Source organism: Myxococcus eversor (assembly GCF_010894455.1).
Taxonomy (GTDB): Bacteria; Myxococcota; Myxococcia; order Myxococcales; family Myxococcaceae; genus Myxococcus; species Myxococcus eversor.
Genome location: NZ_JAAIXY010000004.1, coordinates 78,097 through 100,077 on the forward strand (window position 1 = coordinate 78,097; position 21,981 = coordinate 100,077).

Consider the following 21,981-nt stretch of genomic DNA (forward strand, 5'->3'; position numbering starts at 1 on the left):
CCCCGGCGGTGGGCGGGGTATAAGCCCCGACGTCGAGAGACCGGCACAGGCCCGGCGTGGGAAAGGTGGAGCGGCACCATGGCGTACAGGATGAACATGCCTCCGAAGGAGGAGCGCACGACACAGAAGCTGTTCGGCACGGACGGTGTTCGCGGCAAGGCGAACGTCTACCCGATGACAGCGGAAGTGGCGATGCAGCTCGGGCGGGCACTCGCGTTCCTCATCCGCAACGGGCCGCACCGGCACCGCGTCATCGTGGGCAAGGACACGCGACTGTCCGGCTACATGCTGGAGCAGGCGCTCGCCGCGGGCCTCACGTCCATGGGGGTCGACGTGGAGCTCGTCGGTCCGCTGCCGACGCCGGGCATCTCCAACCTCACCACGTCGATGCGCGCCGACGCCGGCGCCGTCATCTCCGCGTCCCACAATCCGTATGAGGACAACGGCATCAAGTTCTTCTGGCGCGATGGCTTCAAGCTGCCGGACGAGACGGAGGGCAAGATTGAAGAGCTGCTCTCCACGGGTGCCATCGACTCCATCCGCCCCACCGCGACGAAGATTGGCCGCGCGTTCCGCATGGAGGACGCCCGGGGTCGCTACATCGTGTTCCTCAAGGCGACCTTCCCGCGCGAGCTGACGCTGGAGGGTCTGACCATCGTCGTCGACTGCGCCCACGGCGCGGCCTACAAGACGGCGCCCGCGGTGCTGGAGGAGCTGGGCGCCAAGGTCATCAGCCTGGGCGTGGCGCCGGACGGCAAGAACATCAACCACAAGTGTGGCGCGCTGTTCCCGGAGAACCTGGCGCGCACCGTCATCAAGCACGGCGCCCACCTGGGCATCGGCCTGGACGGCGACGCCGACCGCCTCATCGTCGTGGACGAGAAGGGCAAGGTCGTGGATGGCGACGCCATCATGGCCATCTGCACCGGCGAGCTGATGGCTCGCAAGCAGCTGAAGAAGAAGGTCCTGGTCTCCACGGTGATGAGCAACATCGGCCTGGAGCGCGCGGTGGCGCGCTGGGGCGTGAAGGTGGCTCGCACGCGCGTGGGTGACCGCTACGTCGTCGAGGAGATGCGCCGCAACGGCTACAACCTGGGCGGCGAGCAGAGCGGCCACCTCATCTTCCTGGACCACACCACGACGGGTGACGGCACGCTGGCGGCGCTCCAACTGCTCGCGGTGATGTGCCGCGCGGGCAAGCCCCTGAGCGAGCTGTCCTCCATCTTCGAGCCGGTGCCCCAGACGCTGGTCAACGTGGTGGTGAAGCAGAAGAAGGAGCTGGGCGAGATGCCGGACGTGATGAAGGTCATCAAGTCCGTGGAGCAGAAGCTCGGCAACTCCGGCCGCGTGCTGGTGCGCTTCTCCGGCACCGAGCCCAAGGCCCGCGTCCTCATCGAGGGCGAGGACGCCGCTCGCAACGAGGCCTACGCGAAGGACATCGCCGACGCCCTCGCCAAGGCGTGCAATCGCTAGTCGTCGTTCACGGCGGTTGACTTCCGGACGCTGGCCGCGATTAGAGGGGCCAGCGCGTGCCGGGGCCCCCGACAATCCCGGGACCGCGCATCAAGCGAGGTGCGGTCGATGGGACAGCGACTGGGTGTCAACGTGGACCATGTGGCGACGCTGCGGCAGGCGCGGCGCACCACCTATCCGGACCCCGTGACGGCCGCGGCGATGGCGGAGCTGGCGGGCGCGCGGCAAATCACCATCCACCTGCGTGAGGACCGGCGCCACATCCAGGACCGCGACTTGCGCATCCTGCGGGAGACGACGCAGACGCTGCTGAACCTCGAGATGGCGGCCACCACGGAGATGGTGAAGATCGCCTACGAGCACAAGCCGGACGTGGTGACGTTGGTGCCGGAGCGCCGCGAGGAGCTCACGACGGAGGGCGGCCTGGAGGTCGCCGGCCAGCGCGAGCACGTCGCGAAGATCATCAAGAACCTCAAGGACGGCGAAATCACCGTCTCGCTGTTCATCGACCCGGACCTGGACCAGGTGCGCGCGTCGCACAAGGTGAACGCGGACCGCATCGAGCTGCACACGGGGCGCTACTGCGAGGCGCGCAACGAGAAGGAGCGCGCGCGGGAGCTGGCGCGCATCGTCGACGCGGCCAAGGCGGGCACGAAGCTGGGGCTGGGCGTGGCCGCGGGCCACGGGCTCAACTACGACAACGTGCAGCCCATCGCGCGCATCGCCGAAATCGACGAGCTGAACATCGGCCACGCCATCGTCGCGCGCGCGGTGCTGGTGGGCTTCGACCGCGCGGTGCGGGAGATGCTCGACCTGATGCGCAACCCGGGATAGCGCGCCATGGGAATCCGGGGCCTGGGCCTGGACATCTGCTCCATCTCCCGCATCCAGCGCATCATGGATGGACCTCGCGCGGAGCCGTTCCTGAACCGCGTCTACACCGAGGCGGAGCGGGCCCTGTGTGGCCAGCGCCATGACGCCGCCAGCGCCTATGCCGCGCGCTTCGCGGCGAAGGAGGCACTGGTGAAGGCGCTGGGCGCGCCCAAGGGCATCCGCTGGAAGGACATGGAAGTGCGCCGGGACGGGGGGGCGCCGTACTTCGCCCTCTCCGGCGTGGCGCTCGAAGTGATGGAGGCGCGAGGGTTGGAGGCGTTCCTCGCGCTCACCCACGATGCAGACGTGGCCGCCGCCACGGTGGTCCTCCAGACGAAAGGGGAGTGAATCCATGTTGCGCGTCCTCACCGCCGCCCAGATGCGTCAGGCCGAAGAGGCCGCCGAGCAGCGCCACGGCATGCCCTCCGCGCTGCTGATGGAGAACGCGGGGAGGGGACTCGCGGAGGTGGCTCGCGAGCTGGCCGGGCCCGGTGGACGTTTCGTGGTGGTGTGCGGGCCGGGCAACAACGGTGGGGATGGCCTGGTGGCGGCGCGCTTCCTCATCGAGGGAGGCGCCAAGGTGTCGGTGACGCTGGTGGGCGACCCCGCGAAGCTGACGCCCGAGGCGAAGCGCAACCTGGAGGCCCTGCGGGGCTTTGGTGGGGTGGCGCGCGCCGTGGAGTCGTTGGAGCAGCCCGGCTCCGGTGACGTGGTGGTGGACGCGCTGTTCGGCACCGGACTGAGCCGGGCTCCGGCGGCGGCCTTCGCGGAGGCCATCTCCGCCATCCATCGCTGGCGGCGCGCGGGTGCGAAGGTCGTCGCGGCGGACGTGCCCTCCGGCCTCCAGAGCGACACGGGCGAGCCCTTCTCGCCCTGCGTGGAGGCGGATGCCACGGTGGCCTTCGGCTTCCTCAAGCCGGGCCAGGTGCTGGAGCCCGGCGCGACGCTGTGCGGACGCGTGCGGCGGGTGGACATCGGCATGGGCGGCGCGTCGTCTCGCGAAGTCTCGGGCGCCGAGCTCTTCGTGGTGGAGGAGTCGGACGCGCGCGACACGCTGCCGGTGCGCAAGGCGGACACGCACAAGGGCACGTACGGCCATGTCCTCGTCGTCGCGGGCAGCCGGGGCAAGACGGGCGCCGCGGCCCTGGTGTCGAAGGCGGCGCTGCGCAGCGGCGCGGGGCTCGTCACGGTGGCCACGCGGAGCGACGCGCTGGAGTCCGTGCAGTCGCACTCCGCTGAAATCATGGGCATCCCCTTGGAGGCCGCCGGGCCTTTGGGAATGGGTGACCTGGACGCGCTGCTCGCCGCCGCCGAGGGCAAGGACGCGCTGGTGATGGGCCCGGGCATTCCTCGCGGTCCGGGTACCGGCGCGCTCATCGGCGAGCTGGTGTCGCGCCTGGAGATTCCGGTCGTCCTGGACGCGGACGCGCTCAACGCCGTGGCCGAGGACCTGTCCGTGCTGCGCCGCGCGAAGGGGCCGGTGGTCCTCACCCCGCACCCCGGCGAGATGGCGCGGCTGACGGGCAAGTCGACCCGGGAGGTCCAATCCAAGCGACTGGAGGTCGTGAGTCGACTCGCTTCGGGATTGGGCGTGACGGTGGTGCTCAAGGGGGACCGGACGCTGACGGCGCACGCGGATGGACGCGTCTTCATCAACACCACCGGCAACCCGGGCATGGCCACGGGAGGCTCCGGGGACGTGCTGTCCGGGGTGTGCGGCGCCCTGCTGGCACAGGCCCTCCCCGTGCCGGATGCCATCTGGACGGCGGTATATGCCCATGGCTTCGCGGGCGACCTGGCCGCGGCCAGGCGTGGACAACTGGGCCTGGTGGCGGGGGACCTCATTGAACAGGGGCTCTGCGAGCTGTGGGTGAGGTGGGGTCGATGAGTGACGGCGAGCTGGTGACGCGGACGTTGACGCTGGCTTCACCCGAGGAGACGCATCGGCTCGGCGTGAAGCTGGGCGGGCTCTTGGAGCCGGGCGACTTCGTGGGCCTGATTGGGGACCTGGGCGCGGGCAAGACGCACCTGGTGCGCGGAGTCGCCGAGGGCGCGCACGTCCCTCGCTCCGAAGTGGCCAGCCCCACGTTCGCGATTGTGTACCCGTACTCGGGAAGGATTCCGCTCTACCACGCGGACCTGTACCGCCTGACGGGCTACGATGACCTCTACGCCACGGGGTTCATGGACCTGGTGGGCGGAGAGGGCGCGGTGCTGGTGGAGTGGTTGGACCGCGTGCCCGAGGCCGCGCCCACCGAGCACCTGCGCGTCACCCTGGCCCACGCCGGTGGGGATGCGCGCTCGCTCAAGGCCGAGGCCTTCGGCGCCCGCTCGGTGGCGCTGCTGACGGCGTGGCTGCCTTGATGTCCACGCACCGCGGAGGAGTGGCGCATGGGACGTAGCTACGCGGCGCTTCGCGAACTCAATCGCAACCGGCCCGTCGCGCCTGGGGACCGCGCGCGCGTGCTCGACGTGCCCGAGGAGTGCTGGTTCTTCGACAGCGAGTACCGGCTTCAAATCTGGAGTCGGGAGACGCTGTTCGAGTTCAACGTCGTTCCAGCTCCGTCCGTGGCGCGCCAGCGGCACTTCCTCGTTCAGCGGCTCGATGGACTGTTCGTGGACCTCGCGGTCTACGAGGACAGCGCCATCTGTACGCGGGGAACGCTGGGCGGGCGCGTGGCCCAGGCGAGGGTGCGCCTGTCCGATATCGACGGCCTGGTGAGCCACTATGGCCGGCTCGGCTTCCACGCCGGCCTGGGCTGGAACGTGTCGTCCGACAGGTTGGTGCGGCGCGAGCTGCGCTCGACGCAGCCTGGACTGATTCGCTCCGAGACGGTGAGCGTCGACGGGGCGGAGCTTCACGCCGTCTCCGTGCGCGTCGCTGGGCTGGAGAAGACGTCCCATGAGGAGCGCACCCCGTTCCAGACGCGTGACGAGGCGCTCGTCGCGGCGGAGCAGCGGCTCTTCGCGCTGGAGCAGGAGGAACTGACCGCCTTCACGTGCTCGACGCCGCAAGCGAAGCATGTGAATCCGGCGCCCCCGTCCCAGTCGCCGAAGGTGGAGCTGTCGAGCGCGGCTCGGCCCGACACGGCACGCGAGGCCGTGGATGCCGCGGTGGCCCTGCTCACCGAGCTGCACCACAAGCTGCCGGAGGGACATTTCGTCATCGAGCTCATCGACCCCGAGCAAGACCGTGCGCGGCTGGAGCGCATGGGGCACGGCGGCACCTTCTTCCGCTCCATGCACGAGAAGCGCTTCGGGCGATGGACGAGGCCCGAAGCCGTCGACGCCACGGGCTCCTCCTTCGACTACTTCACGCGGCGCTACGGCACCGCGACCTGGGTCGTCGCGCACGCGAACGGCGAGACGACGCACCTGAGCGGCAACGTCAGCGGTGGCGGACAGTGCGTGCTCGAAATCAACGCCGACGAGTACAACGTGGAGGAGCTGGCGGAGAACCTCGATGAGCCCGTGCCGGGCCTCTCACTAGCCCTCGTCTTCCATGGCGGCTGGCACGACGGCGCGAGCTTCCTCTTCGACCGGCGCTCCCAGACGCCAGAAGGGGAGTACGGCATCCACTCCTTCGGCGAGCTCGAACCCGAGCTGCCCGACGAGCCAACGGCGCCCGAGCACATCCAACCCTTCGGCTTCTGGTTGTTCGAGCGCGTCGTGGCCCTGCGCGAGAAGCTGGTGCCCGCGCTGCGCGAGCTCCAGCCTCCCGTGGTGCCCTGACGCTCAGGCAGCGTGACGCGTGGGGCCGGGCGTGGGGGGCTGAACGTCCCCCGCCAGCTCCGGCACCCGCCAGCGATGGAAGACGAGCCCGGCGTCCACGCCGATGACGTCCTCCTCGTTGACGGGCGTCCAGTACGGCCCACCGCACAGCGACTCACTGGAGACGATGAGCTGCTCCAGCCGCGTGCCCACCTCGGGCAGCGCGCCCGTCGAGCAGCTCGCGCCACCGGTGTTGATGAAGAGGGTGCGGTTGCGCCGCGACGCCACCATCACCTCGCCATCCGTGGCGAGGAAGTTCATCGCGGAGCGCGGCTGCACCAGCGGCTCGTCGGTGATGGCTGACACCAGGCTCATCGTCTCCGCGAGCGCTCGGGCGACGCCCTCCACGGGGACCGCATGCGCGATGGGATACCGGGCGGCCAGCCGGGTCAGGAAGACGTAGAAGCAGCGCTCGCTGTCCGTGGTGCCCTGGATGCCCGCGCGCAGCGTGGGACAGATGAGCTCTTCAATCCTCGCGCTGTGCTTCGCGAATTCCCGCACCGTGCCGTTGTGAACGAAGGTCCACCGGCCATGCTGGAAGGGGTGGGAGTTGCGCAGCTCCACAGCGCCCACCGACGCGAGCCGGATGTGCGCCACCACCGTGTGTGAGGACACACGGCTGCTCACCCGCTCGAAGTCAGGGTCACTGTGCGCGGGGCCCACACCGTGGGCCACCTGCGGGAGCGCCTCCGCGCCGTACGCGGCGATTCCCCACCCATCCTTGTGCTCGCGCGACTGGATGAGGAGCGAGTTCTTCTCCGTCACCAACGAAGGGTGGACGGCGGAAGGCACTGACGATCTGAATCCAAATAGTCGGCACATGGCTGCAATGGGTACTTATAACGGCCGGCCCCGACGGGAAGTTCTCCTGCCCTCCCGTGCGACGCACGTGTCACCAGACAACGTCGCTTCACCCGCAGGAATTCAGCGCCTGCTTGACCACGACACGCCCGGCTTTGACGACCGTGCGCGCGTGCCCTACGCCTAAATGGTAGGGCAGATGGCGGAAAGACGCACAACTGAACAGCACCAGGTCGCCTGCATCACCCACAGCCAGCCGACCATGTTGTTGCAGTCCCAATGAGAGCGCGGCGCCGCGTGTCGCCGCCCAGTAGGCCTCCGCCGCGCTCAACCCGTTCTCCAGACACGCCAGTCCCAGCGCCAAGGCCGTGTTTTCACTCATGGCCGAGCCTGGATTCACGTTGGTACCCAAAGCGATGTTGAGGCCCGCGTCACGCAGTCGACGTCCCGGCGCGTAGGGGCGCATGCGCAGGAAGAGCGTGGAGGTGGGTACGAGCACGGCGGTGACGTTGGCGTCGGCGAGGGCGCGCATGCCGGCGTCGGTGACTTGCTCCAGGTGGTCGGCGGTGGCGGCGCCCAGCTCGGCGGCGAGTTCTGAAGCGCCCCGGGCGGTGAGCTGGTCCGCGTGCAGGCGCGGAACGAGCCCCAGTGCGCGGCCGGTGGTGAGGATGCGGCGGGCCTCGTCGACGGTGAAGGCGCTGTCCTCGACGAAGACGTCGCAGAAACGCGCCAGGCCCTCGCGGGCGACGGCCGGGAGAATCTCCTCGATGCAGAGGCGGACGTAGTCCTCGCGGCGCTCCCGGTACTCCTGGGGAAGGGCGTGCGCGCACAGCAGCGTGGGCACCAATTCCACGGGCGTCAGCGCGCCCAGCCTGCGCACCGCGCGCAGCATCTTCAGCTCGTTCTCCAAATCCAGCCCGTAGCCGCTCTTCACCTCGGCCACCGTCACGCCCTGCTCCAACAGGCGCTGGACGCGGGGCAGGGCCAGGCGCACCAGCTCGTCCTCGCTGGCGGCGCGGGTGGCGCGCACGGTGCTGACGATTCCGCCGCCCGCCTTGGCTATTTCCAGATAGGTGGCGCCCTGGTTGCGCAGGTCGAACTCCGCGGAGCGCTCGCCAGCGAACACCAGGTGCGTGTGCGGGTCCACGAAGCCCGGGCCCACGAAGCCGCCCTCCGCATCCAGCACCTGTGTGTCGGGGCCCACGGCGCCCGAGGGCAGCTCCGACTCCGGACCCACGAAGGCGATGCGTCCCTCGCGCACGCCCACGCACGCGCCGGGCTTCGGCGTGAGCGCGGCTTCCGCGGGCTCGCGGTGCGTGCCTTCCAGGGTGAGGACCTCGGACGTGTTGCGGACCAGCAGCTCCAGCGCTTGCATTGCTTCAACGACCTCCGCGTACGCCGACGATGGGAACGTTCCAGCTGGCGCTCTTGCCCACCAGCGCCCGACCGAACCCGCCGGACAGCTCCAGCGATTCCAGCCAGCTCCAATTGAACCGGGCGGCCACGACGCCGCCGTAATACAGCGAGCCCTGGCTCGAGCCGTGGGACGCGAGCGTGTGCACCGCGATGAAGGGCACCAGCCCCACGGACACGCCTTGCTCGGGCGAGAAGCTGAAGGCGCACGTCGCCTCCGCGCCGCCCATGGTGCCCGGGCCGCCCCGGCTCGTGGTGATGCCGAAGTCGGTGGCCCCGCGCAGCGCGAGCGAGGGCGCCACACCGAGCTGCGCCGAGCCGAGGTAGTAGGACGCGCCCGCGTACACGCCGTAGCCGGGCAGGGGCAGCGGGAGGAACATCTCGCCCTGGATGCCGGTGTGCAGGTGCAGCCGCTCGGTGAGGGGCCACGTCATGGCGGCATCGAACGCGAGCCCCCACTGCTGCGTGGAGAAGCTGGAGTCGTCGCCCCGGAAGCGGTCCTCGGTGTTGATGGACACCTGCGTCCCGGCGATGGGCGCGCTGAGCCGGGGGCCGGAGCGGATGCCGGCCTGGAGGATGCGGTGCTCGGCGGACCCCGGGCCCAGGCGCATGACCATGGGCCCGACGGCCGTCGGGGCACACCCCGCGAGCGCCCCGAGAGCCAGGGCCAGGAACAGGACGACTCTCGAGTGCGCGCGGTAGGCCATGGCGACTCCGGAGGCTACACGGTGATGCCCGGAATCTTCACGCCTCGCTCCTTGGCGACTTCAATGGCCTCCGGGTAGCCCGCGTCCGCGTGGCGCAGCACGCCCATGCCGGGGTCGCTGGTGAGCACGCGTTCGATGCGGCGCGCGGCCTCCGCCGTGCCGTCCGCGACGATGACCTGGCCCGCGTGCAGCGAGTACCCCATGCCCACGCCGCCGCCGTGGTGGAAGGACACCCACGACGCGCCGTTCACCGCGTTCACCAGCGCGTTGAGGATGGGCCAGTCCGCCACCGCGTCCGTGCCGTCCTTCATCGCCTCCGTCTCGCGGTTGGGCGACGCCACCGAGCCGCAGTCCAGGTGGTCTCGGCCGATGACGATGGGCGCCTTCACCTCGCCCTTGCGCACCAGTTCGTTGAACGCGAGGCCCGCCTTCGCGCGTTCGCCGTAGCCCAGCCAGCAGATGCGCGCCGGCAGGCCCTGGAACGCCACGCGCTGCTCCGCCATGTTCAGCCAGCGCTGGAGCGACGCCTTCTGCGGGAACAGCTCGCGCACCACCTGGTCCGTGCGGCGGATGTCCTCCGGGTCTCCGGACAGCGCCACCCAGCGGAACGGGCCCATGCCCTCGCAGAACAGCGGGCGGATGTACGCGGGCACGAAGCCGGGGAACTCGAAGGCGTTCTCCATGCCCCCGAGCTGCGCCTGGCCGCGCAGGTTGTTGCCGTAGTCGAACACGTGGCTGCCGGCGCGCTGGAAGTCGTTCATCGCCTCCACGTGCTGAATCATCGACTCGCGGGCGCGGCGCACGTAGCCCTCGGGGTCGCGGGTGCGCAGCTCGGCGGCGGCCTCCAGCGACAGGTCCGTGGGGATGTAGCCGTTGAGCGGGTCATGCGCGCTCGTCTGGTCCGTGACGAAGTCCGGCTTGATTCCCCGGCGGTACAGCTCGCGGAACACCGTCGCCGCGTTGCCGATGATGCCGATGGAGCGGCCCACGCGCTTCTGCTGCGCGTCCTTCGCCAGGGCCAGCGCCTCGTCCAGGTCCTTGGCCACCACGTCCAGGTAGCGCGTCTCCACGCGGCGCTGGGCGCGCCACGGGTCGATCTCCACGCCGAGGAAGACGGCGTTGTTCATGGTGGCGGCCAAGGGCTGCGCGCCGCCCATTCCGCCCAGGCCTCCGGAGAGGATGAGGCGGCCGGCGAGGTCCTCGGTGCCGTAGTGGAAGCGGCCGGCGGCGGCGAACGTCTCGTAGGTGCCCTGGAGGATTCCCTGGGTGCCGATGTAGATCCACGAGCCGGCCGTCATCTGGCCGTACATCATCAGGCCCTTCTTCTCCAACTCGTTGAAGTGCTCCCAGTTGGCCCAGCGGCCCACGAGGTTGGAGTTGGCGATGAGCACGCGCGGCGCGTCCGGGTGCGTGCGGAAGATGCCCACGGGCTTGCCGGACTGGACGAGCAGCGTCTCCTCGTCGGAGAGGTTCTGCAGGCTGGAGACGATGCGGTCGAAGGACGGCCAGTCGCGAGCGGCCTTGCCGGTACCGCCGTAGACGACGAGGTCCTCGGGGCGCTCGGCGACATCCGGGTCGAGGTTGTTCATCAACATCCGGAGCGCGGCCTCCTGGACCCATCCCTTGCACGAGAGGGTGGAACCACGGGGGGCGCGGATGACGCGGGACATGAACAGGCTCCTGAGGTGTGGCTGGCGGAAAGGCCCGGCACACTAGCCGAACCCGCGCGGCGCGGGGACAGCACCGTGAGGCCCCATGCCCCACTGTCCGCTGGAGGCCCGAAAGGCCCGCCCCCAGGGGAGGACGGGCCCCGATTCATGACGCGGAAGGCCGAGCCCACATCAGGAGTGCAGCGAGCCGTCCTCGTCCGAGGTCTGCTCGGATGGGTTGAGCGGCTCCTGGGACGCGGGTGGGGGCCGCGCCCCCTCGCTCCGGTTCAGTCGCAGGTGGTTGAGGACCTCCTTCACGCCGAGCACGGCCTCGGAGACGTCCTCGATGGCGCGCTTCTCGTCGCGGCCTCGCACTCGGCCGAGCAGCGTCACCACGCCGCCCTCCACCTGGACGTCCACGTCGGAGGAGTCCATCCACGCGCGCATCAACTGGTCGCAGATGTCCGCGCGGATGCGGTCGTCCCCACGTTGGTAGCCCCGAGGGCCCTTGCCCGTGGGAGGTGACGCGGTACGGGGGCGGTAGCCGCCACCGAGGAAGCCTCCATGGCCCATGTCATGGTCATCGCCGCGCGACATGCTCGTGGAGAATCCCAACTGGGGCGGGGCCATGTTCTCGATGCCCGGTCCATGGCCCGAAGGTTGGGTGCCGCCCAGTCGCACGTCCGCTTCGGCGGGCCGGTCGCGAGGCCGCAGCTCCCGCATCTCATCCATCCACGCCTCGGGCTCGTCCCACGAATCCGAGCCGCGCGGTTCGTAGCGCGAATGTCCCCGTCCCACGGCCCCCTGGCGATGGGCGATGGGTGGCGCTCCACGAGGACCGGGGCGGCTGCTCTCCTCTGAGGGGCTCTTTCGTCGAAGCCGCTCGTCGGTCCGACCGATGCGCGGGTCTCTCTCGGCGCCCTCATCCAGGGCGCGGAAGGTGCCGCTGGGGCTGAAGCCCGGTCGCCGGGCGATGCGCTCCGGGTCGAGGAGTCGGGCACGGCGGTCCAGCTCGCGCTCGCGGTCGTAATCCGGGCCGTACTCGCGGGCCTTGTCCAGCTCCCTCGCGGCGTCACTGAAGTCCCGGTCGATTTCGTAGTCGAGCGTGTCCCGGTCCCCCCGCATCGAGCGGTTGTCGAGGTCGCGAGCGAAGTCCCTCGAGGGGTGCTCGTAGTCGCGGCGCCCATCCCAGTCGGAGCGGTGGGAGTCGCGGCCCGGCCTCGCATGGTGCTCGTGGTGCTCATGACGGGGTGGGCCTCGCGGGTCGTCCTGTCCTCTGCCCGGGGGGTGTCTCCCCTGATGCTCGTCGTGGGGTGCCGCCCCTCGACCGGGTCGCTCTCCGCCTCGCCTGCCGGAGTCCTCATGGCGCCTGCTCATGACTTGCGTCTCCTTGCGTATCGGCTCGCCCTTGGTCCCTGTCTCCAGAGGGTTTTGACCGCGCGCGGTGCTGGCAACGCGGCCTTGCCCCGTTGGCTGTCCGGGCGCGGGCCGGGCGGGAATGAGGTCCGGGAAGGAGCGGCGTCGAGCAGACGTACCCGCGAGGCCCGGGAGCGGTAGACTCGGGCGCGCCACGGTCGGGCGGACGTCCGCATGGCATCCGGAGGGCGGGGCATGGCCGAAGTACAGCGGGACGAAGAGGAGACCCAGGGCGAATCGGCCTCGGCGCTGACGCCGCTGCTTCCTCCCGTCCAACCACCCGAGGAGTCGAAGGCTCCCCTGGTCGGCCTCCTGTCCGAAGTCGCTGGCGGTATTCCCGCCGTCATCTCCACCATGAAGCACGCCTGGGGCGAGATGGGGGCCGTGCGTGGCACGCGCCTGCTGCTCAAGGTCAACCAGAAGGACGGCTTCGACTGTCCGGGGTGCGCGTGGCCGGACCCGGGACATCGCTCGGTGGCGGAGTTCTGTGAGAACGGCGCCAAGGCGGTGGCGGAGGAGGGGACGACGGAGCGCGTGACGCCCGACTTCTTCCGCCAGTGGAGCGTGGCGGAGCTGTGCTCCCAGTCCGATTTCTGGCTGGGCAAGCAGGGCCGCCTCACACACCCCATGGTGCTCCGCGAGGGCGCCACGCACTACACGCCCATCTCGTGGGAGGAAGCGTTCGCGCTCGTCGCGGAAGAACTCAACGCGCTGGAGACGCCGGACGCCGCGTGCTTCTACACGTCCGGGCGCACCAGCAACGAGGCCGCGTTCCTGTACCAGTTGTTCGTGAGGCAGTTCGGCACGAACAACCTGCCGGACTGCTCGAACATGTGCCACGAGTCCAGTGGCACCGCGCTCAGCGAGACACTCGGCATCGGCAAGGGCACTGTCACGCTGGAGGACTTCGACCAGGCGCAGGCCATCTTCGTCATCGGGCAGAACCCGGGCACCAACCACCCGCGCATGCTGACGACGCTCCAGGCCGCCGCGCGCCGGGGCTGCGAAATCGTCAGCATCAACCCGCTGCCGGAGACGGGCCTCAATCGCTTCAAGCATCCGCAGGAGGTGTTCCAGCTCATCGGCCCGGGCACCGCGCTCAACACCCAGTTCCTCCAGGTGCGCATCAACGGCGACGTGGCGCTGCTCCAGGGGCTGGGCAAGGCGCTGTTGGACTTGGAGGCCCAGAAGCCCGGCACGGTGGTGGCGCGCTCGTTCATCCAGGACAGGACGCTCGGGTTCGAGGCGTACGCGGCCCACCTCGCGGAGGTGAGCTGGGATGACGTGGTGGAGCGCAGCGGTGTGCCTCGCGCCCAGATTCTGGCGGCGGCGGAGCTGCTCGCCCGGTCCGAGCGCACCATCTTCTGCTGGGCCATGGGGCTCACCCAGCACCGCAATGCGGTCGCCAACATCCAGGAGATCGTCAACCTCACGCTGTTGCGAGGCAGCGTCGGCAAGCCCGGCGCGGGCGTCTGTCCGGTGCGTGGCCACAGCAACGTGCAGGGGGACCGCACCATGGGCATCTGGGAGCGGCCGAAGGCCGAGTTCCTGGATGCGCTCGCCCGGGAGCTCGACTTCGAGCCTCCGCGTCACCATGGCCTGGACGTGGTGGACACCATCCACGGCATGCACGAAGGCCGGGTCCGGGTGTTCTTCGCGATGGGCGGCAACTTCCTGTCGGCCACGCCCGACACGGAGCTCACCGCGAAGGCCCTGCGACGCACGCGCCTCACCGTGCATGTGTCCACCAAGCTCAACCGCGCGCATCTGGTGCACGGGCGCCGGGCCCTCATCCTCCCGTGCCTGGGTCGCACCGAGCGGGATGTGCAGGTGGGTGGGGCGCAGTTCGTCACGGTGGAGAACTCGATGGGCGTGGTGCATGCCTCGCGCGGCGCGGTGGCGCCGGCTTCCGAGCATCTGCTCAGTGAGCCGGACATCGTCGCGCGGCTGGCCACGGCGGTGCTGGGCTCTCGCTCGAAGGTGCCGTGGCGGTCGCTGGTGGAGGACTATGACCGCGTCCGGGACTTGATTGCCCGAGTCATCCCGGGCTTCGGCGACTTCAATCGCCGCGTCCGCGAGCCCGCGGGGTTCTTCCTGCCGAACGGGCCTCGCGAGGGGCGCTTCACGACGGCGAGCGGCAAGGCTCACTTCACGGTGCACGCGATGCCCCGCGAGGAACTGGAGCCCGGGCAGTTGTTGATGATGACGCTGCGGACGCATGACCAGTTCAACACCACGGTGTATGGCCTGGATGACCGTTATCGAGGCATTCGCGGTGGGCGGCGCGTCGTGCTGATGCACCCGAAGGACATCCAGGAGCGCGGGCTCACCGAGGGACAGGTGGTGGACCTGACGAGCCACTTCCGGGACGAGAAGCGCGTGGCCCGGAGGTTCGTGGTGGTGCCGTACAACATTCCGCGCCGGTGCGCGGCGACGTACTTCCCCGAGACGAACGTGTTGGTGCCGGTGGACAGCTACGCCGAGAAGAGTCGCACCCCCGCGTCGAAGTCCGTGGTCATCACCGTGGCGCCGTCCGTGGACGCGCCAGCCCTGGCAGAGGGTTCGACTTCATGAGGACCGTGAGCGCGCATGCAGCCGTCCGGTGAGGCCGCGTGGCCGGAGTCGATCCGGCCGCTTTATGAGGGAGTGTCGGGCACGCCCGATGCGGAGGCGGTGTCGGCGTCCTCGCAATGGACGGAGTCCTTCGCGCTATGGGTGCGAGGGGCCTCGCTGGAGGAGCGCAACCAGGCGCAGCTCGCGGCGTGGGAGCGCGTTGCCTCGGGGGAACGAGGGCTCGCGGAGTTGTTGTTCCTGGTGGGCTCGTGCAGCGAGCTGCTGTGGCCGTATGCGGCGCCGCCGACCGGGCTGCTGGAGCGCTTGCTGACGCGGCGGACGCAGATGCTGGAGGTGCTGCGCGCGGCGGGAGACGCGGAGGTCGCCACGCGGATTCGTCGGGAGACCGAGGACTCCGTGTCGACGGTGCTGACGCGCTACCTCAAGCGGCATCCGGACTCGCTGGCGACGCTCGTGGGGGACGTGTCGTGCACGTTCGATGGGCGCGCGCTGCGCTTCCAGGACACGGTGGAGGTGGACCTCAAGCGGGTGATGGCCACCGGCGCGAAGGCCATCGGGATGCTGGAGCAGCTTCGCGCGCTCCTGCCGGCGACCGCCGAGGCGGGCAGGGACAGGCTCGCGGACTTCATCCGGACGCGCGCCTCGCGGATTCCGTGGCAGGAGGCCTCCGAGGTCCTGGCCGAGCGGCTGTTCGCCCTGGCGACGTCACCGGAGGGCCGCGGAGCGATGCGCGGCTTCCTGGCGTGTTATCCGAATGGCCGCAAGGAGCCGGAGTGGTGTGCTCGCGCGGGTTTGCTGCTGGCGCGGACACTGGAGGTGGGCGGGCCGACGTCCGTGGTGGAGAACCTGTGCGAGCTGCTCGCGCGGTTCGATGCGCCGCCGGTGGATGGGCTGCGCGGTGCGATGGGCGCGCTGGTCGGCAGCGACTTCGAGGTGGCGGCGAGCCTGGAGCCCGTGCGCTTCGTGCTCGACCACTGTCAGGCCACGCTGCGCAAGGGTGAGCCGGGGCTCGTGCTGGCGCTGGTGTGGCTGGAGGAGCGGCTGTTTCGCGCGGCGGTGCGCAAGGGCCTGGCGGACGCGTTCGAGCGGCGCAAGCGGACTCGGGCGAAGCTGGAACCCCTGGCTCCTGGCTTCGTGCAGTTGTGCTGGTTGGCGGAGGAGTGCGCGGACCTGTGGCCTCGTCTGGTGGCGGTGGATGCGCGACCGGGCATGGATGAGCTGGCGGCGTGGCGCGAGGACGTGGCGGAGCGGGTGGGGCGCAAGCCCATGCTTCGCAAGGCGGCCATCGAGTTCTTCCTGTGGTGCGCGCCGGATGCGGCGTCGTCCGAGGCGGAGCTGACGGTGCTGTCGCTGCTGCGCACGGAGACGGACCGACGACAGGTGCGAAAGCTGAAGGACCACCCGTCATCGCGGGTCCGGTTGCGGGTGCGCACGTTGCAGCGGTGGCTCCAGGGCACGGGGAAGGAAGGGCCCGCCGTGAAGCCCACGGGGGCCGTGGCTCCGGCTTCGTTGACGGAGGCGTTGCGGCATCTGCATGTGACTCGTGCGGTGCCGCTGGCCGGGCGGACGTGGCTGCGAGATCGCGACCTGGAGGAGTTGTTGCTGGGCGCGGTGACTCGGGTGGAGACGGACTTCGCCACGCGTTACCCGGAGCGGTTCCGCGAGGATACTGGAGAGTTGGTGGCCTCGCTGTTGGATGGGCTGAGCGGGGAGATGGGCCGCGTGAAGGCGGACCTGTTGACCTTGCTGGCGCAGGGGCAGCCTCTGCCGCTGGACTTCGAGCTGACGGTTCGCCGCGTGGCGGACCTCGTGCCCGAGGATCCGCTTCCTCTGACGGAGGGGCAGGTTCGTGGTGTGGTGGATGAGCTCGTTGCCACCATCGAGGGTTCGGAAGCCGTTGCGGCAAGCGGGGTTGCTACCGCGCGCGACGACGAAACCGTGGCGGAGGATGCGCAGCCGTCAGTGACGGCGCACTCAGACTCCACTCCGGACGAGGCCGCGCTAGAGGATTCGAGTGTGGCGGACGGCTGGGCGGCAGGTCCTTCCGAGGACGGCACTCTTGCTGTCTCCGCGTCCGATGGCGGAATGAGCGCGCGGGACATCGAGGGAGCAGAACCCCCCTCGGAGTCGCTCGCTGATGTTGCTCCTCCTGAGGGTGAACCGGGTGATGCGAGCGCACCGGGCATCCAAGAAGTGGGGCCACTCTCGGAATCGCTCGCTGAAGTTGCTCCTCTCGATGGTGAACCAGGTGATTTTGGCGCACCGGACCTTGAGGAAGTGGGGTCACTTTCGGAGCCGCTCGCTGATGTGGCTCCTCGTGACGGGGAACCGGATGAAGTGCTCGCACCGGACCTCCGGGAAGCGGAGTCACTCGCTGACGTTGCTGCGTCCGATGGAGCCGAAGAAGCACAGACTTCACCGGTGACACCCGTCGAGGGTCCACCCGACAGCACGGATGCACTGCCTCCGTTGCTCGCTCCGGTGACGACCTCCGCCGCTGAGTCACGATGGGTCGAGGAGGCAACGCCGACGGAGGCCCCAGTTCGTCCACGCGCGTCGAAGAGAAAGCGGGGCACGAAGGGCGCGGCCACGCGTGCCACCACCGGACCCGAAGTGGCCTTCATCCTCGAAGCGAATGTCGACGGCTTCGTGCACACGGAACGCGCGGTGCTCGTGCAAGTGGTGAAGCTGGAGCAACGCGGTGAAGGGCAGTGGTTGCCTCACTTCAAGCTCGGACGTGAGCAGCTCGACGGGATGCTCTCGCGAACCGATGCCGCCTTCTGTCTCTTCCTCGTGCCACCCATCCCTCGCGCCGAGTGCTGGTTGCTCCCGACCCGGCTCGTGCGCGAGCTGATGGAACACCAGCGCTCCCTGTCCGAAGTGTCACGTGAGACGGTGGCTCGCGCAGCGCGCTCCCTGGCTCACTGGTGGATGGACGACTTCGTGAGCCTCTGGACAGGGGACGCCCGGCCCTCGTTGCTGGAGCATGTGTCCGGTCACGCCAGAAACGGACCGGACTTCATCGTCCGCTGGTCGGTGCGGACAGGTACCCGCACCGAGAAGTCCTAGCCGGCAGCCTCAGACCGCCAGCTCCAGCTCCACCTTCTCCATGTAGCCAGGCACGTAGGCGTTCCAGCTCTTCGCCTGCACGCGTCGCCGGAGCGCCTCCAGTGCCTCCGGCTCACCATGGACCAGCAGCGTCTGGCGCGGCGGAGAATCGAAGCCCTCCATCCAGCGCATCGTCTCCGTCCAGTCCGCATGCGCGGAGAAGCCGCTCACCGTTTGGATTTCCGCCGCCACCGGCACGCGCTGCCCGTGGATGAGGGTCTCCTTCTCGCCATCCAGCAGCCGCCGACCTCTTGAGCCCACGGACTGGTAGCCCACGAAGAGCACCGTGTTGCGCGGGTCCGGCAGGCGGTGCTTCAGGTGATGCAGCACCCGTCCACCCGTGGCCATGCCGGACGCGGAGATGATGACCGCCGGGCCCCGGTGCTGGTTCAGTTCCTTGCTCTCCTTCGCGGACGTGACGAACCGTGTCCGTCGCGTCGCCAGCGGAGATGCCCCGCGCTCCACGATGGCCTTCATCGTCAGGTCGTGCTCCTCGGGGTGCATCAGGTACAGCGGCGTCGCGTCACACGCCATGGGCGAGTCGACGAACACATCCACTTCCGGGATGCGCTTCGCCTCTTCCAGATTCCGCAGGTGGAAGAGAATCTCCTGCGTGCGTCCCACCGCGAACGCGGGAATCACCACCACGCCTCCGCGGTCGAAGGCGCCCGTCACCGCCTCGCACAGCGCATCCACGGGCTTCGTGTCGCGGTGCTGCCTGTCGCCATAGGTGCTCTCGACGACCAGCGTCGTGGCCGAGTCCACGCTCTGTGGGTCTCTCAGGATGGGCGCGTTGTAGCGTCCCAGGTCCCCGCTGAAGACCACGCGCTGACGCGTGCTCTTCAAGTCGAACACGCACACCGCCGAGCCCAGGATGTGGCCCGCCCGGTAGAAGGTGAGGGTGATGCCCGGAAGGATTTCCTTCGGCCGCTCGTAGCTGAAGGTCTCCATCAACTCCACCGCGCGCTCGGCGTCGGGCACCGTGTAGAGGGGCAGGGCCGGGCGGTGCTTGGAGTAGCCCTCCTTGTTCGCGTAGCGGGCCTCCTCCTCGTGCAGGTGCGCGGAGTCCGGGAGCAGCAACGCCGTCAAGTCGCGGGTGCCCGGCGTGGTGTAGATGGGCCCTCTGTAGCCTTCGCGAATCACCCGGGGGAGACCGCCGGTGTGGTCGATGTGGGCGTGCGTGAGGACGATGGCGTCGATGTCCCGAGCAGGCAGGGGCAGCGGCTCCCAGTTCCGTTGTCGCAGCTCCTTCTGGCCCTGGAAGAGCCCGCAGTCCACGAGGACCTGCTTGCCGTCATGCTCGAGGAGGAACTTCGAGCCCGTCACCGTTCCAGCGGCACCGAGAAAATGGAGGGAGGCCATGGGCGCATCCTACCGTGCTAGCGTGGGGCGCCCATGAGCATCTCCGAGCGGCCTCCCGGGGCGGACCGCACCCCCTCCAAGGGCGAGGACGCCCAGCAGACTCGGCCCACCGGTTCCGGCCGCCCTGGCTTCACCGGCGCGGTCCGTCGCTTCCGCTTCACCGTCCTGGAGGGCCCGCAGCCCGGGCAGACCAAGGACTCCAACGCGGATACCTTCTCCATCGGCTCGCATGCCCTCAATGACTTCGTCATCGAGGACCCCACCGTCTCGCGCTTCCACTGCGAGGTGCGGGTCGACCGCGAGGGCGCGCGCGCGAGGGACCTGGACAGTCTCAACGGCACCGTGCTCGACGGTGTCCACATCCGCGAGGCATACCTGCGCGGCGGCAGCGTGCTGCGTCTGGGCCGCGTCAGCGTGCGCTTCGACTTCAGTCCCGAGAGCAATCGCCTCCAGATCTCCGAGCGCACCTTCTTCGGTGAGCTGGTCGGCACCTCCGTCGTCTCCCGCGCGAGCTTCGCGCTGATGGAGCGCGCCTCCGCCAGTGACGCGACGGTGCTGCTCGAAGGCGAGACGGGGACGGGGAAGAGCCGCGCTGCCCTGGCCATCCATCGCGCGGGCGCTCGCACGGCCGGCCCCTTCCTCACCGTCGACTGCGGCGCCATTCCCGGCAACCTGCTGGAGAGCGAGCTGTTCGGCCACGAGAAGGGCTCGTTCACCGGCGCGCTCCAGCGGCGCATCGGTGCCTTCGAAGAGGCCGACGGTGGCACCATCTTCCTCGACGAAGTGGGGGAGCTTCCGCCCGAGCTCCAGCCGAAGCTCCTGCGCGTGCTGGAGCAGCGCGAGATTCGCCGCCTGGGCGCGAACACGTATCAGCCCGTCAACGTGCGGGTCATCGCGGCGACCCACCGGGACTTGCGCGCGGAGGTGAACGCGGGCCGCTTCCGGCCGGACCTGTTCTTCCGGCTCGCGGTGGTGCGCATCCTCATTCCCTCCCTGCGCGAGCGCCCCGAGGACATCCCCCTCATCGCCGAGCGCATCCTCGCCGCGTTCGGCGCCGAGCCCGCGCACGTCGCGGCCCTGAGCACGCCGGAGTTCATCGACCAGCTCCAGCACGCCGCGTGGCCCGGCAACGTGCGTGAGCTGCGAAACCACCTGGAGCGCTGCCTCGTGTTCCAGGACGCCATGCCGCCCACGACGGAGCAGGTGAGCTCGCAGGGCGTCCTCGGCAGCATGGTGGACCCGAAGCAGCCGTACGCGGAGGCGCGTCGCCGGGCCCTCGAGGTTTTCGAGCGCGAGTACCTGGACGCGCTGATGCAGCTTCATGGAGGCAAGGTGTCGCAGGCCGCTACCGCCGCCGACATGGACCGCGTGTACCTGTACCGACTGCTGCGACGACGCGGCCTGCGGACCTGAGCCACCTCAGTCGGTGGCTCGCTCCGCCACCACGCCGGGCGTGCCCCCCGTGGCCCAGCCTTCGAGCCGGGACAGCAGGCCGCCCACCAGTCGCCGACCTCCCCGCGAGTCCGTGGAGGGCTCGCCAGGCGCGGCATGGAGATAGAGCCGCGCTTCGAGCGCGTCGCCCGCGAGCCCCATCGCTCCGCCGAGGAGCTGCTGAGCCAGCTTGCGACACCCCTCGCGCTCGACGTCCCGTGCCGAGGACTCGGAAGGAAGCTCCCGCCATGCGAGGAGGGCATTGCCGCCTTCCATCGCCAACGTCCAGCCCGAGGACTCCAGCAGCGCGCGGCTCCACTCCAGGGCCTCGTCCCTCGCGTCCATGGCCTCGTCCGAAGGGTCCTCGAGTGACTCGCGGAAGCGCAGGTCCAGGTAGAGCCCCGCGGCCCACGTCGCCTCGTCCACGGACGTGAGCGAGGAGCGCAGCGCCGAGAGGAACGTCGCCACATCCGGCCAGCGCTCCTCGGGCCGCTTCGCCAGACACCGTCGGACCAGGGCCTCCAGTCCTTGGGGAACGCGCACGCTCTCACCCAACCGCGGTGGAGGTGCGTGCAGGTGCTGCTCCTCGATTTCGACCGCGCTTGCGCCGGTGAAGGGGAGCTTGCCGGTGAGCAGTTGGTAGAGGAGGACTCCCAGCGCATACAGGTCCGCGCGCGCGTCCACGGCCTGTCCGAGAATCTGCTCCGGCGCCATGGCCACGGGAGTGCCCAGCACCGCGCCCGCGCTCGTCAGGCCCGCGCTGCCTTCAACGGGCGCGACCTTGGCGATGCCGAAGTCCACCAGCTTCACGGTGAAGCCCTCCGCGCGCGGCAGGAGCATGACGTTCTGGGCCTTCAAGTCACGGTGCAGGATGCCCTGGCCATGCGCCTGGGCCAGCGCGCTCCCCAGCTCCTCCATCACCGTGTGGGCCTCCGCGAGCGAGAAGGGCCCTCGGCGCGCGAGCCATCGGTCCAGGCTCTCGCCCTCCAGCCACTCCATGGCGAGCCAGGGACGTCCGTCGCGCAGCTCTCCGTATTCGAGCACGCGAACGATGTGCGGATGGTGGAGCGCCTGGAGCGTGTCGGCCTCTTGCTTGAACCGCTTGAGGACCTCGCTCACGTGGTTGAAGTGGGCGCGGACCACCTTCACGGCCGCGAGGGTTCGCGTGTCCACGTGTGTGGCACGGTAGAGCGATGCGGTGACGCCGGAGTGGACTCGGGCCTCCACCACCCAGGGACCGACGAGGGCGCCCGGCTCCAGCTCGTCTCCGTAGAGCGAGACCTGGCCTTGGGTCCCCGCGCCATCGCGCTCGTTCATCTCCGCCATCCACTCTCCACGGTTCCTGCTAGCACGGGCCGGGCTCCTCCCGCCTCCCCTCCCTGCTTGGCACGAGCGCCCCGCCG

The 21,981-nt window shown here is 69.7% G+C and carries 16 protein-coding genes; 9 read left to right on the forward strand and 7 right to left on the reverse strand.

The genetic code is table 11. The annotated features are described in order from the left end of the window. Positions 1 to 78: 78 nt before the first annotated feature. From glmM to G4D83_RS45495, 6 genes are all read left to right on the forward strand, one after another. Positions 79 to 1,473, forward strand: a complete 1,395-nt coding sequence (glmM, locus tag G4D83_RS09775; RefSeq protein WP_163864432.1) for a phosphoglucosamine mutase — start codon at positions 79 to 81, stop codon at positions 1,471 to 1,473. Positions 1,474 to 1,581: 108 nt separating this feature from the next. Then, complete coding sequence (locus tag G4D83_RS09780; protein ID WP_163864433.1) at positions 1,582 to 2,307, forward strand: pyridoxine 5'-phosphate synthase; 726 nt, start codon at positions 1,582 to 1,584, stop codon at positions 2,305 to 2,307. 6 nt (positions 2,308 to 2,313) lie between these two features. Continuing rightward, positions 2,314 to 2,694 (forward strand): holo-ACP synthase, encoded by a 381-nt coding sequence (acpS, locus tag G4D83_RS09785; protein WP_163864434.1) that lies wholly within the window; start codon positions 2,314 to 2,316, stop codon positions 2,692 to 2,694. A gap of 4 nt (positions 2,695 to 2,698) precedes the next feature. After that, positions 2,699 to 4,234 (forward strand): NAD(P)H-hydrate dehydratase, encoded by a 1,536-nt coding sequence (locus tag G4D83_RS09790; RefSeq protein ID WP_163864435.1) that lies wholly within the window; start codon positions 2,699 to 2,701, stop codon positions 4,232 to 4,234. Beyond that, positions 4,231 to 4,710 (forward strand): tRNA (adenosine(37)-N6)-threonylcarbamoyltransferase complex ATPase subunit type 1 TsaE, encoded by a 480-nt coding sequence (tsaE, locus tag G4D83_RS09795; protein ID WP_163864436.1) that lies wholly within the window; start codon positions 4,231 to 4,233, stop codon positions 4,708 to 4,710. Before G4D83_RS09790 ends, tsaE begins: the two co-directional genes overlap by 4 nt. Positions 4,711 to 4,737: 27 nt before the next feature. Beyond that, positions 4,738 to 6,078 (forward strand): hypothetical protein, encoded by a 1,341-nt coding sequence (locus tag G4D83_RS45495; RefSeq protein ID WP_205522604.1) that lies wholly within the window; start codon positions 4,738 to 4,740, stop codon positions 6,076 to 6,078. A gap of 3 nt (positions 6,079 to 6,081) precedes the next feature. Here the strand turns inward: G4D83_RS45495 and G4D83_RS09805 are convergent, their stop codons facing one another. The 5 genes from G4D83_RS09805 to G4D83_RS09825 all read right to left on the reverse strand — a co-directional run bounded on the left by G4D83_RS09805 (position 6,082) and on the right by G4D83_RS09825 (position 12,064). After that, positions 6,082 to 6,939 carry a class II glutamine amidotransferase gene (locus tag G4D83_RS09805; protein ID WP_163864437.1) on the reverse strand — a complete coding sequence of 286 codons (858 nt, stop codon included), beginning with the start codon at positions 6,937 to 6,939 and terminating at the stop codon, positions 6,082 to 6,084. Positions 6,940 to 7,027: 88 nt separating this feature from the next. Continuing rightward, positions 7,028 to 8,293 carry an imidazolonepropionase gene (gene hutI / locus G4D83_RS09810; protein WP_163864438.1) on the reverse strand — a complete coding sequence of 422 codons (1,266 nt, stop codon included), beginning with the start codon at positions 8,291 to 8,293 and terminating at the stop codon, positions 7,028 to 7,030. Between the two features lie 4 nt (positions 8,294 to 8,297). Then, a complete protein-coding gene (locus G4D83_RS09815; RefSeq protein WP_163864439.1) occupies positions 8,298 to 9,038 on the reverse strand; it encodes a hypothetical protein in 741 nt (246 codons plus the stop codon). A gap of 14 nt (positions 9,039 to 9,052) precedes the next feature. After that, on the reverse strand, positions 9,053 to 10,708 hold the full coding sequence (gene hutU / locus G4D83_RS09820) for a urocanate hydratase (RefSeq protein WP_163864440.1): 1,656 nt from the start codon (positions 10,706 to 10,708) through the stop codon (positions 9,053 to 9,055). Between the two features lie 171 nt (positions 10,709 to 10,879). Continuing rightward, complete coding sequence (locus tag G4D83_RS09825) at positions 10,880 to 12,064, reverse strand: BON domain-containing protein (protein WP_163864441.1); 1,185 nt, start codon at positions 12,062 to 12,064, stop codon at positions 10,880 to 10,882. Positions 12,065 to 12,298: 234 nt separating this feature from the next. Here G4D83_RS09825 and G4D83_RS09830 point away from each other — a divergent pair, with 234 nt between their 5' ends. Then, entirely contained in the window at positions 12,299 to 14,677 is a 2,379-nt protein-coding gene (locus tag G4D83_RS09830) for an FdhF/YdeP family oxidoreductase (RefSeq protein ID WP_163864442.1), read from the forward strand. 15 nt (positions 14,678 to 14,692) lie between these two features. Further along, positions 14,693 to 17,746, forward strand: coding sequence for a hypothetical protein (locus G4D83_RS46000; protein ID WP_240356239.1), 3,054 nt, complete (start codon positions 14,693 to 14,695; stop codon positions 17,744 to 17,746). Between the two features lie 9 nt (positions 17,747 to 17,755). Here G4D83_RS46000 and G4D83_RS09840 read toward each other — a convergent pair whose 3' ends face one another. Next, positions 17,756 to 19,147: an MBL fold metallo-hydrolase RNA specificity domain-containing protein gene (locus tag G4D83_RS09840; RefSeq protein ID WP_163864443.1), complete on the reverse strand. Its 1,392-nt coding sequence runs from the start codon at positions 19,145 to 19,147 to the stop codon at positions 17,756 to 17,758. Positions 19,148 to 19,180: 33 nt separating this feature from the next. On the opposite strand from G4D83_RS09840, the gene G4D83_RS09845 reads away from it, so the two are divergent. After that, on the forward strand, positions 19,181 to 20,560 hold the full coding sequence (locus tag G4D83_RS09845; RefSeq protein WP_163864444.1) for a sigma 54-interacting transcriptional regulator: 1,380 nt from the start codon (positions 19,181 to 19,183) through the stop codon (positions 20,558 to 20,560). 6 nt (positions 20,561 to 20,566) lie between these two features. Here G4D83_RS09845 and G4D83_RS09850 read toward each other — a convergent pair whose 3' ends face one another. Continuing rightward, a complete protein-coding gene (locus G4D83_RS09850; protein WP_240356240.1) occupies positions 20,567 to 21,904 on the reverse strand; it encodes a serine/threonine-protein kinase in 1,338 nt (445 codons plus the stop codon). Positions 21,905 to 21,981: the final 77 nt, after the last annotated feature.